Annotated in this window: 7 protein-coding genes; 6 read left to right on the top strand and 1 reads right to left on the bottom strand. The window is 75.6% G+C overall.

Features of this window, described 5'->3' with window-relative positions:
- The 3 genes from ACFCY1_RS40715 to mfd all read left to right on the top strand — a co-directional run.
- The coding region (locus tag ACFCY1_RS40715) for an SUKH-4 family immunity protein (RefSeq protein ID WP_375877763.1) at positions 1-1,261 on the top strand (1,261 nt) is incomplete at its 5' end.
- Positions 1,262-1,526: 265 nt separating this feature from the next.
- Positions 1,527-2,879 (top strand): hypothetical protein, encoded by a 1,353-nt coding sequence (locus ACFCY1_RS40710; protein WP_375877762.1) that lies wholly within the window; start codon positions 1,527-1,529, stop codon positions 2,877-2,879.
- Positions 2,880-3,598: 719 nt separating this feature from the next.
- Entirely contained in the window at positions 3,599-7,228 is a 3,630-nt protein-coding gene (gene mfd / locus ACFCY1_RS40705; RefSeq protein WP_375877761.1) for a transcription-repair coupling factor, read from the top strand.
- A gap of 121 nt (positions 7,229-7,349) precedes the next feature.
- Here mfd and ACFCY1_RS40700 read toward each other — a convergent pair whose 3' ends face one another.
- The gene (locus ACFCY1_RS40700; RefSeq protein ID WP_375877760.1) at positions 7,350-7,940 is read right to left on the bottom strand and encodes a DUF4352 domain-containing protein; all 591 of its coding nucleotides are present in this window, start codon (positions 7,938-7,940) and stop codon (positions 7,350-7,352) included.
- 245 nt (positions 7,941-8,185) lie between these two features.
- Here ACFCY1_RS40700 and ACFCY1_RS40695 point away from each other — a divergent pair, with 245 nt between their 5' ends.
- From ACFCY1_RS40695 to ACFCY1_RS40685, 3 genes are all read left to right on the top strand, one after another.
- Positions 8,186-10,351, top strand: a complete 2,166-nt coding sequence (locus ACFCY1_RS40695) for an N-6 DNA methylase (RefSeq protein ID WP_310593163.1) — start codon at positions 8,186-8,188, stop codon at positions 10,349-10,351.
- 305 nt (positions 10,352-10,656) lie between these two features.
- Positions 10,657-11,322, top strand: a complete 666-nt coding sequence (locus ACFCY1_RS40690; protein ID WP_375877759.1) for a hypothetical protein — start codon at positions 10,657-10,659, stop codon at positions 11,320-11,322.
- Complete coding sequence (locus ACFCY1_RS40685) at positions 11,319-12,974, top strand: protein kinase (protein WP_375877758.1); 1,656 nt, start codon at positions 11,319-11,321, stop codon at positions 12,972-12,974. Before ACFCY1_RS40690 ends, ACFCY1_RS40685 begins: the two co-directional genes overlap by 4 nt.
- Positions 12,975-14,739 lie beyond the last annotated feature (1,765 nt).

Here is a 14,739-nt window from a genome sequence, read left to right as displayed (position 1 = left end):
GGCCCCGGTGGCCCCGCAGGCCGCGCCGGCCGCCGGCCCGGCCGCGTCCGGTCCGTCGTACGAGGCGACCCAGCTGGCGGGCGCGATCGACCCGGCGCTGCTGGCCGCCCCGGCGGACCCGGGCACCCCGCCGTCCGGCGGTCCCGCCGTCCCGCCGCCGCCCGGTGGTCCGGCGGCCCCCGCCGCGCCCGCGGCCGGCTACGGCTACCCGAACGCGCCCGGCGCCGCCGGGGTCGTCCCGCCAGCGGTGGTGCCGGGTTCGCCGCCGCCCGTGCCGGTGCCGCCGGGCGTGCCCGCGGTCGGCCCGGGGTACTTCGCCGCGCTCAGCTACCGGGGCCCGGACGGCTCGGAGCAGAAGCTGCTGCACCGCAGCGAGCCCGGCACCCCGCACCCGGAGTGGAAGATCCTCCAGGACCTGCGCCGGCTCAACGTGCCGCCGGAGCAGGTGCTGGAGCTCTACACCGAGCTGGAGTCCTGCGACCTGCCGGGCGGCTACTGCAACCGCATGATCGCCGCGTCCTGGCCGAACGTCCGGCTCACCCACACCGCCCCGTACGGCCGCGACCACGCCTCCCGGCAGGCCGGGATGGCCGAGCTGCTCGACCACCTGGACGAGCTGCACCAGCTGGCGTCCGGCGCCCAGCGGGTCCGCCCGTTCCGGGTGCCGCCGCCCGCGCCGGGGACGGTCCAGGCGCTGCCGCCGCTCCCGCCGCAGCAGCTCGCCCAGGAGACCGGGGCCGCCTTCGGGCAGAACCTGTTCCGCTACGAGCAGCGCGCCGTCTCCCGCCAGGGCGTGCCCGAGCCGGTGTCCCAGACCCTGATGTGGGCCGGGCTGCCGCGCGACTTCGGGCCGTTCTTCTGGGCGCAGGCGCAGGAGGGCCGTCCGATCCCGACGCTCGCCGAGCTGGCCGCCGAGCGCGGCCTCGCCGCGGGCCCGGACTTCGGCGGCTACCTGGTGCTGGGCAACGACTACGGCCGCCAGCTGTGCGTCCAGTACGGCACCGCGCACGTGGTGGCCGTGGACATCGATGGAACCGGCCAGCCGCCCCGGTTCGTCAACAGCGGTGTACCGGAGTTCGTCCGCTCGCTGGCCCTGCTGGGCCGGATGTGGCGGCTCCGGTACGGGCTGACGCCGGACCAGGCCGGTCGATGGACGACCGACTTCCAGGCCCAGCTCGCCGCGATCGACCCGGCGGCCCTGCAGAACGCGGACACGTGGTGGGCCGTGCTGCTGGAGCAGTTCTGGGACGGCCTGCTGTAGCGGGTCGTCGCTGATCCTCGCAGGTGGGAGGGGTCGTTCCGGTGTCCGGAACGACCCCTTCGGCATGCCGACGCAGCCGTGCCTCGTTGGGGTTTCGCCCGGATCTGCGCAAAATAGGTCAAGAGGATGGGTCTATTCGTCCGGTCCTCGACACATTCCGGTCCGTACGACGGCGGAATCCGGCCCCGGCCTCCGAACCGGTTCCGGATCCGTCCGTTCCGTCCGATCATGGGCTCCGCAGCCCGCGAAACGAGGGGAAGAGCCCATGAGCGACGCCGTCCCCCAGTACGGCTTCACCCAGGCCCGCCGTGGCTACGTGCCCGAGCAGGTCGACCGAGCCCTCGCCGCCCTCACCGCGCAGCGTGACGAGGCGTGGGAGCGGCTGAGCGTCCTGGGCGCAGGCATCCGGCAGATGGAGGCCCGACTGGCCGACATCCGCCGGACCGCCGAGGACGCCCCGGAGCCCGACTACCAGGTGCTCAGCGAGCAGGCCGCCGGACTGGCCGCGATGGCCGAGAACGAGGCGCGCGCCGTCCGGGAGAAGGCCGAGCGCTTCGCCGAGGACCTGCGGGACGAGGTCTACGAGGCCGGCCAGGCCGCCGACCGCGCCGCCAAGGAGTACGGCACCACGACCCGTACCGACGCCGACGCGGCCGCCCGCCGCACCGAGGAGCGGACCCGGGCCGAGGCCGAGGGCATCCGGTCCGACGCTGACCGGGAGAGCCGTTCCGCCCGGGACGCCGCCACCGCCTACGCCGCCAAGGTGCGGGTGGCCGCCGCCGAGGCCAGCGAGCAGGCCGAGGCCGAGCTGGCCACCCGGCGCCGCAAGGCCGACGAGACCTTCGCCGCCGCCCAGGCCAAGGCCGACGCCGAGGACACCGAGGTCTCGGCGACCGCCGAGCGCCGGGTCAAGGAGGCGGAACAGCAGCGGGAGACCGTGCTGAACCGGATCAAGCAGCTGGAGACGGACGCCCAGGCCAAGGCCGACCAGCTGATCGAGCAGGCCCGCCGGGAGGCCGAGAAGATCAACGCGGAGAGCGAGCGCGAGCAGCGCGAGTTCGACACCCGGCTGGACACGGTGCAGCAGCACCTGGACCACATCAAGGCCACGCTGGCCTCGCTCACCGGGGCGGCGGTCGGCCAGATCGAGCCCGAGGTGGCGGCCGCGGCCGCCGCGGCCGTCCAGGCCTCCGGTGCGGCCGCCACGACCCCCGCGCCGCGGGACGCCGTCGTCGACGCCGCGCCGGTGGACTCGGAGGCGGACACCGGGGAGATCCCGGTGGCGAACCTGCGCAAGGCCCTGGCCCCCGCGGCTCCGGCCGGGGCCAAGGCCCCCGCCGCCCGGGAGGGGGCGGCGACCGTGCTGCGGACGCCGGTGGTCGGCAGCAGTGCCACCAGGGCCATCGGCGGGCCCGTGGCGACCGGCCCGGTGCCGCCGAAGCCGGCCGCGCCGCCCGCCGAGGAGACGGTCGGCGGGACCGCCGACGGGACGGCCGCGGTGGAGAAGGGCGCCGGGAAGCCGTCGGAGGACGAGACCCGGATCGTCCCGAAGATCATCATCGTGGACGACGGCAGCGACTACGCGACCCCGCACACGGTGAGCTACAACCGCCGCTGACCGGGCGCCCGACCGCGCGCCGCGAAGGCCCCGACCGCCCCCACCGGGCGGGCCGGGGCCTTCGTCGTGCCGGGGTGCCGGTCGTGCCGGGGCGGAACAGGGGGCCGGGTTCGGGATAGGACGGCGGCCGACGGGGTAGGCCCCGGGAACGAAAGAGGCCGAGACCCGTGGCGCCCTCCAGGAAAGGGCGCCACGGTTCCCGGCGCTTGGGCGGGCGCCCCCACCCAGGGCCGCCCGGCCTCGCACCTCCGACCCCCATCGGGGGTGCGACAGTGCCCCCACAGCCATCCCCCACGGTTGGGTGCGGCGGGCACGTTCACCATGGTGCGCGATCTCCATGGACGGCCAGTGACAGGAGTATGTCCAGTTCGTGGCGGATGGCCGTGCCCGGTTCGGTGCGGGTTCCGGTCGGTTCGTCCACCGGCCGGACCGGTGGTCCGTCCAGCCGTTCGTTCCCGGATGTGTTCCTGACAAAACTTGGGGCCGGCCCGGGGCGGGGGCCGACGCCTCGGCCCCCGCCCCGGGCCGGTGCGGCCCCGGCGCGGTCCCCGGTCCGGCTCGGGTCCGGCCCCGCCGGAGCCGTGGACCGCGTGCGTGTCCGTGCCGCGGCGTAGGCTGGAGACCCCCGGCCGCTCGGCGTGCCGGGCCGTTCGCGTTGCCCCGGCGGGCCTTCGCCGCCCCGGGACAGCACCAGCCACGGGACGAAGAAGAGACCCCAGATGAGTCTGACCGGACTGCTCGATGTCGTCGCGCGGGACGCGGCGCTCGCCGAGGCCATCGAGGCGGCCACCGCCACCGGAGCCGCGGCCGGCGGACGCCGCCACCTGGACCTGGTCGGGCCGCCCGCCGCCCGGCCGTTCGCCATCGCCGCGCTGGCCCGCGCGCTCGCCGGGCAGGCCGCCGGGGAACGGGGCCGTCCGGTGCTCGCCGTCACCGCGACCGGCCGGGAGGCCGAGGACCTCGCGGCCTCGCTGCGCTCGCTGCTGCCCGCCGACGCCGTCGCCGAGTTCCCGGCCTGGGAGACCCTGCCGCACGAACGGCTGTCGCCCCGCTCGGACACCGTCGGGCGCCGGCTGGCCGTGCTGCGCCGGATCGTGCACCCGCGGGCGGACGATCCGGCGGCCGGTCCGGTCCAGGTGATCGTCGCCCCGGTCCGCTCGGTGCTCCAGCCGCAGGTCAAGGGGCTGGCCGAGCTGGAGCCGGTGGCCGTCCGGCGCGGTGAGTCGTACGACCTGGAGGAGGTGGCCCGCCGGCTCTCCGCCGCCGCCTACGCGCGCGTCGAACTGGTCGAGAAGCGCGGCGAGTTCGCCGTCCGCGGCGGCATCCTGGACGTCTTCCCGCCGACCGAGGAGCACCCGCTGCGGGTGGAGTTCTGGGGCGACGAGGTCGAGGAGGTCCGGTACTTCAAGGTCGCCGACCAGCGCTCGCTGGAGATCGCCGAGCACGGCCTGTGGGCGCCGCCCTGCCGGGAGCTGCTGCTCACCGACGAGGTGCGGGCCCGGGCCGCCGAGCTGGCCGCCGAGCACCCCGGGCTGGCCGAGATCCTCGACCGGATCGCCGAGGGGATCGCGGTCGAGGGCATGGAGTCGCTGGCGCCGGTGCTGGTGGACGACATGGAGCTGCTGCTGGACGTGCTGCCGCTCGGCTCCGTCACGGTGGTCTGCGACCCGGAGCGGGTCCGCACCCGGGCCGCCGACCTGGTCGCGACCAGCCAGGAGTTCCTGCACGCGTCCTGGGTCGCGGCCGCGGCGGGCGGGGACCGGCCGATCGACCTGGAGGCCATCGACGTCTCCGCCGCCTCGCTGCGCTCGCTCGCCGAGGTGCGCGAGCACGCCGCCGAGATCGGACTGCCCTGGTGGTCGGTCAGCCCGTTCGCGACCAGCGAGTCGACCGTCGACGGCATCCTGGAGTTCGACGCCAACACGCTGACCCTCGGCATGCACGCCGTCGAGGCCTACCGGGGCGACACCGCCCGGGCGATCGCCGACGCCAAGGAGCGGCTGGCCGCCGACTGGCGGGTCGTCATGGTGACCGAGGGCCACGGCCCGGCCTCCCGGCTCGCCGAGGTGCTGGGCAACGAGGGCATCCCGGCCCGCCTGGTCGCCGACCTCGCCGAGGCGCCCACCCGGGACGTCGTCCACGTCTCCTGCGGCTCGATCGAGCACGGCTTCGTCGACGAGAACCTGAAGCTCACGGTCATCACCGAGACCGACCTGTCCGGCCAGAAGTCCTCCACCAAGGACATGCGCCGGATGCCCTCGCGCCGCCGCAACGCGATCGACCCGCTGGCGCTGGTGGCCGGCGACTACGTCGTCCACGAGGCGCACGGCGTCGGCAAGTACGTCGAGATGGTGCAGCGCACCGTCCAGGGCGCCACCCGCGAGTACCTGGTGCTGGAGTACGCCCCGGCCAAGCGCGGCCACCCCGGCGACCGGCTGTTCGTGCCGACCGACCAGCTCGACCAGGTCACCAAGTACGTCGGCGGCGAGGCCCCGACGCTGCACCGGCTCGGCGGCGCGGACTGGGCGAAGACCAAGCAGCGGGCCAAGAAGGCGGTCAAGGAGATCGCCGCCGACCTGATCAAGCTGTACTCGGCCCGGATGGCCGCCCCCGGCCACACCTTCGGCCCGGACACCCCGTGGCAGCGCGAGCTGGAGGACGCCTTCCCGTACGCGGAGACGCCCGACCAGCTGACCACCATCGCCGAGGTCAAGTCCGACATGGAGAAGTCCGTCCCGATGGACCGGCTGATCTGCGGCGACGTCGGCTACGGCAAGACCGAGATCGCGGTGCGGGCCGCGTTCAAGGCCGTGCAGGACGGCAAGCAGGTGGCGGTGCTGGTGCCGACCACGCTGCTGGTGCAGCAGCACTTCTCGACCTTCGCCGAGCGCTACGCCAACTTCCCGGTGACGGTGAAGGCGCTGTCCCGCTTCCAGACCGACAGCGAGGCCAAGGCCGTCCTGGAGGGGCTGTTCGAGGGCTCGGTGGACGTCGTCATCGGCACCCACCGGCTGTTCTCCTCCGAGACCAGGTTCAAGGACCTCGGCCTGGTCATCGTCGACGAGGAGCAGCGCTTCGGCGTCGAGCACAAGGAGCAGCTGAAGAAGCTGCGCGCCAACGTGGACGTGCTCACCATGTCCGCGACCCCGATCCCGCGCACCCTGGAGATGGCGGTCACCGGCATCCGTGAGATGTCCACCATCACCACCCCGCCGGAGGAGCGGCACCCGGTGCTGACCTTCGTCGGGCCGTACGACGAGAAGCAGATCTCGGCCGCGATCCGGCGTGAACTCCTGCGCGAGGGCCAGGTGTTCTACATCCACAACCGGGTGGAGTCGATCGACAAGGCGGCCGCCCGGCTGAAGGACCTGGTGCCCGAGGCGCGGATCGCCACCGCGCACGGGCAGATGGGGGAGACCCAGCTGGAGAAGGTCGTCGTCGACTTCTGGGAGAAGGAGTTCGACGTCCTGGTGTCGACCACGATTGTGGAGTCCGGCATCGACATCTCCAACGCCAACACCCTGATCGTGGAGCGCGGCGACACCTTCGGCCTCTCCCAGCTGCACCAGCTGCGCGGCCGGGTCGGCCGCGGCCGCGAGCGCGGCTACGCGTACATGCTGTACCCGCCGGAGAAGCCGCTCACCGAGACCGCGCACGAGCGGCTGGCCACCATCGCCCAGCACACCGAGATGGGCGCGGGCATGTACGTCGCGATGAAGGACCTGGAGATCCGCGGCGCGGGCAACCTGCTCGGCGGCGAGCAGTCCGGGCACATCGCGGGCGTCGGCTTCGACCTCTACATGCGGATGGTCGGCGAGGCGGTGGCGGAGTTCCGCGAGTCGCTGGCCGGCGGCGGGGAGGCGGAGGAGGAGCCGCTGGAGGTGAAGATCGAGCTGCCGGTCGACGCCCACGTGCCGCACGACTACGCGCCCGGCGAGCGGCTGCGGCTGCAGGCGTACCGCTCGATCGCCGCGGTCAACTCGGAGGAGGACATCCAGCAGGTCCGGGACGAGCTGGTGGACCGCTACGGCAAGCTGCCCGAGCCGGTGGAGAACCTGCTGCTGGTCGCGGCGCTGCGGCTGTACGCCCGGCGGTGCGGGATCTCGGACATCACCCTCCAGGGCTCCAACGTGCGCTTCGGGCCGGTGGAGCTGCGGGAGTCCCAGCAGCTGCGGCTGAACCGGCTCTACCCGCGCAGCCAGGTGAAGGCGGCGGCCCAGCAGCTGCTGGTGCCGCGCCCGAGCACCGGGCGGATCGGCGGCAAGCCGCTGGTCGGGCGGGAGCTGCTGGGCTGGTGCAGCGAGTTCCTGTCGGCGATGTTCGACGACCTGGCGGGGGCGAAGAAGTAGCGTCCGCCCCTCGGGTGGTCCACGGCGGTCTCGGGCTCTGCCCGGGGCCGCCGTTCCGTTTCTGTCCGCCTGCCTGTCCGTCCGCCTGAGCGGGGCGGGGCTGCGGCTGTGAACAGGGCTGTCAGCCGATCTTCCACTGGCCGGTCTGCGGGGCGAAGCCGCTGTCCAGGCCGAACTGGGCCTTGTCGAGCTTGACGTCCTTCGGGACCTCGAAGGTGACGAAGCCGAGGGCGCTCTCGCCGGGGGCGATGGTGGCCGGGACCTGGAAGCTCGGGCCGGCCTTGGTGTCGGCGACCGTGGTGCCGAAGGCCTGGCCCTGGGCGTCCAGCACCTTGGCGCCGTTGCCCGGGGCGTCGCTGTAGGCCTTCTTGCCGCTGGCCTTGATCCGGAACTGGACCGCGACGAAGCGCTTGCCGTCGGCCGGGTGGACGTACTCGTTGTCGGCCTCGGCGTTGTCGACCACCTTCACCAGCGTCACCTCGGCGGTGTCGGCCGGGTCGTTGCCCTTGAGCGGGATGGTGTCGCCGACCTGCGCCACCTTGGGGGCGTCGGCCGGCTTGCCGCCGCCGGCGGGCGCGCTCGCGGCGGCGCTCTGCTTGGGCTCGGTGGCGACGGACGGGCCGCCGGTGGAGTTGCACGCCGTCGCGGTGAGCGTGATCAGGGCGGCGCCCAGCAGCAGGGAGGCGGTGCGGCGGCGGGTGGTCGCGGACATGGGTGTTCTCCCGGTGATCGGTGGTCTTCCTGGCGCCGCCCCCGTTCGGTGGCGACGGAGAGATCACACCACTCGGGCGTGAACCATGTCAATGCGATTTCACAAAAGAGCTCTGTTCACATGTGAACTGGGATTGAGAGGCTCGTCGCTATGCTGTGCGGTCACAGCCCCGAGCCGCCCGCCCCAGGCCCGGCGCCCAGCCCCCGCCCGCAGTGCGGTCGCAGCCCCCCACCGAAGGAGCCCCCGTGCCGGACCGTCCCGAAGTGACCGCCGCCGAGATCGCCCGGCTGGCCGGCGTCGGCCGGGCCGCGGTCAGTAACTGGCGCCGCCGCCACCCCGACTTCCCGCGCCCGGTCGGCGGCACCGACGCCAGCCCGGCCTTCGCGCTCGCCGAGGTCGAGTCCTGGCTGCGCGCCCAGGGCAAGATCGCCGAACTCCCGCTGCTGGAGCGGGTCTGGCAGCTCGTCGACACCCTCCGCGACCCGGCCGGCCACCCCGCCGCCCCGCTGGTCGAGGCGGGCGCCCTGCTCCTGCTGCTGCACCGCGAGCCCGGACAGTGGGCCGAACTCGCCGACCGGCCCGACACCCGGCTCGCCCTCGCACTGCCCCGGGCCGTCGCCGGCACCGCCGTGCACGCCTTCGGCCCGGACGGCGCCCGCACCCTCGGCCTCCCCGGCCTGCTCGGCAGCACCCAGCTGGACCTCGCCCGGCTGCTCGCCGAACTCGCCGCCCAGGCCGGCCCGGTCGGCGCGTACGAGCAGCTGCTCACCCGGTACGCCGAGGCCAACACCCGCCAGCTCAGCCCCACCCCGCCGGAGGCCGCCGAGCTGCTCGCCGCCGTCGCCGGCGTCCCCGCCACCGTGCTCGACCCGGCCGTCGGCCTCGGCTCCGTCCTGCTCGCCCACCCGCCGACCACCGGCCGCTACGGCCAGGACGCCGACCCGGTCGCCGCCGCCCTCGCCCGGCTCCGGATCGCCCTGCACACCCCCGCCGACGAGCCCGGCCCGCTGCCGCTCGACCTGCGGGCCGGCGACGCCCTGCGCGCCGACGGCTTCCCCGGCGACACCTTCGAGGCGGTGCTCTGCCAGCCCCCGTACAACGAGCGCGACTGGGGCCACGACGAGCTGCAGTACGACACCCGCTGGCCCGGCGGGCTCGTCCCGCCGCGCGGCGAGTCCGAACTCGCCTGGGTGCTGCACTGCCTCGCCCACACCCGCCCCGGCGGCCTCGCCGCGCTGCTGCTCCCGCCGACCGTCGCCGCCCGCCGGGCCGGCCGCCGCATCCGGGCCGAACTGCTCCGCTCCGGCGCGCTGCGGGCCGTCATCGCGCTGCCGGCCGGCGCCGCCCCGCCGTACGGCGTCCCGCTGCACCTGTGGGTGCTGCGCGCGCCCCTGCCGGGAAGCGACTTCCGCCAGGTGCTGATGCTGGACGCCGGGGCGTCGGCCTCCGGCCCGGCACCTACCGGACCGGGCGGGGCCGCCGGGGCGCAGGCCGCCGAGGGGGGCCGGGACAAGGTCGACTGGACCGGGCTGCGCCGCACCGTCCTGGACGCCTGGCGCGGCTTCGACCTCGCCGCGCGCGAGGGCCTGCCCGTTCCCGCCGACCGCCCCGGCGTCCACCGGGTGATGGCCGCCATCGACCTGCTCGACGACGAGACCGACCTCTCCCCGGCCCGGCACGTCCCGCCCGCCGCCCCGCTCGGCGGCGCGGCCGAACTCTCCCACCTCGGCGGCCGGCTCGCCGAACTGCTGGCCGACCTGCCCGACCCGGTCACGCTGCTGCCGCGGCCGGGCGCCGCGACCGACGGCGCCTCCGGTGTCGCGCCCGTCGGGGTGGTCACCATCGGCGAGCTGGTCCGCGGCGGCGCGCTGGAGGTGTACTCCTCCGGCACCGGCGCCGCCACCCGGCCGGCCGGTTCGGGCGGCACCCCCGTCGTCACCGACCAGGACCTCGCCACCGGAGCCGCCCCCAGCGCCGTCCTCGCCACCGGCCCCGGCCCGGCCGGGGACGTCCGCACCCGCCCCGGCGACGTCCTGGTCCCCGCCCTCGGCGGCGGCACCGCCCGGGTCGTCCCCGCCGAGGGCCCGCTGGTCGGCGCCGCCCTCGGCCGCCAACTCCACCTCCTGCGGCCCGACCCCGCCGCCCTCGACCCCGAGTTCCTGGCCGGCCAGTTCCGCTCCACCGCCGGCACCCGACGCGCCGCCAGCCACGCCACCACCACCGCCCGCCTCGACATCCGCCGCGTCGAACTGCCCCGCCTCCCCCTCCCCGCCCAGCACCGCCTCGGCACCGCCTTCGCCCGCCTCGCCGCCTTCGACGCCGCCCTCACCCAGGCCGCCGCCCTCGGCCGCGGCCTCACCCGGGCCGCCACCGACGCCCTGGCGACCGGCGCCCTGGCGCCGCCGGAGTAGGGCACACCTCCCAGCGGTGCACGCACCCCGAGGCGGCGTGCGGCTCCGACGTGGACGACCGGTCCCGCCCCGGGGCCCGTCCTCGGGTCGGCGTCGCGCCCCGCTCCGGTGGGCGGCGGTGTCCCCAGGTGGGGCGGGGTCCGTTCCGGAGGTGACCACGGCTCAGTACCGGCGCGGTACCGGCGTGATACCGATGCGGCAGCAGGCGGACGGAAGCCCTCCGGGGCGACCGGGCCTGGCGGTACGGTGGGCGCAGCCGTTCGCACCGTCCGTCGGTGCCGGTCCTCACCAGCTCAGGAGCGCGCATGTCAGGGCAGTACCCCGGGCAGTTCGGACCGCCGCCCGGCGGAGCGCCGTACGGGCCGGGGCCGGGGCCGGGGTACGCGCCGGGCACGGTGCCGGGCGGGCGGCCGGGTGGGCTGCCCCGGCCGGTGGCGGTGGCCGGACAGGCTCCGGTACCCGGGCGGTTCGGGGTGGTCGCGCGGGTGCTCTGCGCGCTGGCCCCACTGCTCACCTTCGGCCTGCTCGGGGCCGTCCCCTCGCTGCTGCTGGCGGTCCGGCGCCGACGGGCGTACGACATCCTCGGCGCGGCGGTGTTCTGCGCGCTGCTGCTCACCATGATCGTCTCCGCCGGGATCGCGGGCACCCTGAAGAATCCGGCCGCCGACACCACCGGCTCGATCACCCTGGCCGTGCTCTGGCTCCTGCCGACGGCGCACTTCCTGGTGATGGACAGCCGCGCGGTCTGGCTGGCCGGGCGGCCGGCGCCGCAGGCCGTACCGCCGGGCGTGCCGCTGGCCGTTTCGCCGTACGCGGTGCCCGACGTCTCGCCGTACGCGGCGACCGTACCGGGGTACGGCGTGCCCGCTCCCGCCGCCCAGGGCCCGGTGACCCCGGCCCCCGAGACCGCCCACGACCTGCGCGAGCTGGGCGAGTTGCTGCGCCGCCAGGCCCGCGAGGACCGGCCGTGACCGCCACCCGGCTGATCGCTGGCCGCTACCGGCTCACCGAGAAGATCGGCCACGGCGGCATGGGCCAGGTCTGGGCCGGCCAGGACGAACGGCTGTACCGCCCGGTCGCGGTCAAGCTGCTCCGCCCCGAGCACCTGGTCCCCGGCGGGACCGGCTCCGGCGGCGAACGGGCCCGCCACGGTGACGAGTTGCGCCGCCGCTTCCTGCGCGAGTGCCGGGTCACGGCCGCGCTCGACCACCCCGGGCTGGTCACCGTCTTCGACGCGGGCGAGGACGAGGGCGAGCTCTACCTCGTCATGCAGCGCATCCCCGGCGTCAGCCTGGCCGACCTCATCGCCGAGGACGCGCCCTTCCCGATCGAGCGCGCGGCGGCCGTCGCCGCGCAGCTGTGCACCGCGCTGGCCGCCGTCCACGCCATCCCGGTGGTCCACCGCGACCTCAAGCCGAGCAACGTCATGGTCCGCGAGGACGGCCGCACCGTCCTGCTCGACCTCGGTATCGCCACCGCCCTCGACACCGAGACCACCCGGCTCACCCTCACCGGCGTGCCCGTCGGCAGCCCCTCCTACATGGCCCCCGAACAGGCCCTCGCCGCCACCACCGACCCGCGCAGCGACCTCTACGCGCTCGGCTGCCTGCTGCACGAGATGCTGGCCGGGGAGGAGCCGTTCCGGGCCCCCACCGCGCTCGGCGTCCTGCGCCGGCACGTCGACGAACCGCCCGTCCCGCTGCGGGAGTTGCGCCCCGAGGTGCCGCAGCCGCTGGAACAGCTGGTGCTCGACCTGCTCGCCAAGCAGCCCGCCGACCGCCCGGCCGACGCCCGGACCGTGTACGCGCGGCTGCTCCCGCTGCTGCCCCAGGCCCACGGCGCCCCGCAGCCCCGCTACACCCCGCTGCCGGACCCGGCCCGGCCCTTCCGCTACCCGCACCAGCCGCAGCCGCCGGCCGAGGCGGCCGCCCCGGTTGCCCCGGCCGCCCCGCCGTCGGTGGTCCGCTCCGAGCCGCGACCCTTCCTCATCCCGCCCGCGCCCTCAACCCCTCCGACGCCTGCCCCCGTTCCCACGGGCCCGGACCTCGGCGCCGAGTGCGCCCGGCTCTCCGACCTGGTCGACGCCGGCCGCCACACCGAGGTACTCGGCCTCGCCGCCCGCCTGCTGTCCCGGGCCGAGGCCGAACTCGGCGACGCCGCACCCCTGGTGCGCACCATCCGCAGCATCTACGCCCGCACCCTCCTGCACGAGGGCCACCCCCAGCAGGCCCTCCCCGAGTACCGCCGCCTCGCCGCCACCGCCGACGGCGGCCCGCACGGCCCCCAGGGCCTCGACCACCGCTACCGCGCCGCCATCTGCCTCGACCGGCTCGGCCACGGCCCCGAAGCCCTCGCCGAGTACCAGGCCCTCCTCACCGCCCACACCACCCGCCTCGAATCCGGCCTCGACACCGACCCCGAGCGCGGCTACGACCTCCGCGAACGCATCGGCCTCCACCTCGCCGCCACCGGAGACCCCCAGAACGCCTGGCAGTGGCTCCTCCCCCTCCTCCTCGAACGCGAACGCCGCGACGGCCCCCACCACCCCACCGTCCGCCGCCTCCGCCAATCCCTCTCCACCCTCACCCCCACCGCCACCCCCTGGCCCCCATTCCGTCCCTGAGGGGCGGGGCATCGGACAGGCCGTGGAGAGGAGACCGTTCCACTCCCACTCCCACCGCCGCTTCCTGGACCGCGCCCCGTCTCTGAGGGGGCGCGGCGTCGGGTGGGCTGTGGGGAGGAGACCGCGCCACCCTCACCCCCACCGCCGCCCCTTGGCCCCCATTCCGTCCCTGAGGGGCGGGGCATCGGGCAGGCCGTGGGGAGGAGACCGTTCCACCCCCACTCCCACCGCCACCCCTGGCTCCCGCCCGCCACTGAGGGGCGGGCCATCGGGCAGGCCGTGGGGAGGAGACCGTTCCACCCCCACTCCCACCGCCACCCCTGGCTCCCATCCCGCCGCTGAGCGAGCGGGGCATTGGGCAGGCCGCGGGAAGGAGACCGCCGTGGTCGCGGCGGCGGCTCCAGGGATCCGGCCGCCCGCCGTTGGACGACCGGAGCCGTCTGCCGCAGGAGCGCGGCTTCGGGACTGGCACGCACTGGGACGGGGGAGCGGCCGCCGCAGCGGCTGCCCACCGGGCGGCACCATGCCGGTGACGTGGACCGGTCGCGGGCGGCGATCGACGGCTCGCATCGGCGGGCCAACCGTGGCGGCCCGCAACGGGAGCGGGTCCGGTCGGCCGTGCCGTGCCGTGCGGGGCTCGGAGCGGCATGCGGCGGCTGGTGGTCAGGAGCGTCATGCCGACCGGCGGCTCGCATCGTTGGGTTCGTCGCGATGGCCCGCACGGGGGTCGGGTCCGTTCGGCTGCGCCGGTTCGAATCCGGAGCGCCGTGTGACGGCTGGCGGCCCGGGGCGTGCCGTCGGCTGTCATGCCGGGAGGTGGCTCCGCGCTGTTGGGGCCGTCGCGGTGACTGGCAAGGCGGCTGAGTCCGTCGGCTGCGCCGGGCCGGGTTCGAGGCGCCGTGTGCATGCCGTCGGCTGTCACGCCAACCGCCAGCAACCGCCACGCCAGCACCCGGCGCCTTCCCCCTCCTGGACGCCGTCCTCCGTGGCCGGTTCGGCTCTGGCGCACCGGCCGCCGGATGACCGCGTGGGCGTGGCGTTCCCCCGTGCGGGCGCCGACCGGTGCGGTCCGGCTGGGAGTGGGAAGTCGGCCGGATCGACTTCCAGCGCTCCTCGTCCCCCGTGGCCGCTTACGGCTCTGGCCCACCACACGGTGGACGACCGCGCGGATGCGGCGTTCCCCCGTGCGGGCGCCGACCGGTGCGGGTGGGAGTAGGAAGTCGGCCGGGTCGACTTCCTGTGCTTGTACGGGCGTGGTGGGGGACGGCAGGGCTGGGGCGTCGGGTAGCGGCGGCTGAGGCTGGCTTTCCGCGCTGCCTGGGATGCCGTCTCCAGTAGCTGGTTGCGGCTCGGGCTCACCGGCCGCCGGACGACCGTGTGGATGTGGTGTTTCCCTGGGCGGGCGCCTCCCGGTGCGGGGCGGGGGTGCGGGAGTGGGAAGTCGGCCGGGTCGACTTCCTGTGCTCGTGTGGGCCTGGTGGGAGGCGGCGGGGCTGGGGCGTGGGAAGTCAGTAGGGCGGCGGCTTCCCGTGCTGCCCTGGACGGCGTCCGCCGTGGCCGGTTGCGGCTCTGGCTCACTGGCCGCCGGACGACCGCGTGGATGTGGTGTTTCCCTGGGCGGGCGCTTACCGGTGCGGGGTGGAGGTGCGGGAGTAGGAAGTCGGCTGGGTGACTCTGCTGGCGAAGTCGGTTGGGTTGGGCGTGGGACAGTAAGTGTGTGCCGGTCGGGGCGGGTTGGCTATCTGTGGGGGTGGGTCGTGTTGCG

The organism is Kitasatospora sp. NPDC056273 (assembly GCF_042268845.1).
GTDB lineage: Bacteria > Actinomycetota > Actinomycetes > Streptomycetales > Streptomycetaceae > Kitasatospora.
This window is presented reverse-complemented; position numbering and strand designations above follow the sequence as displayed.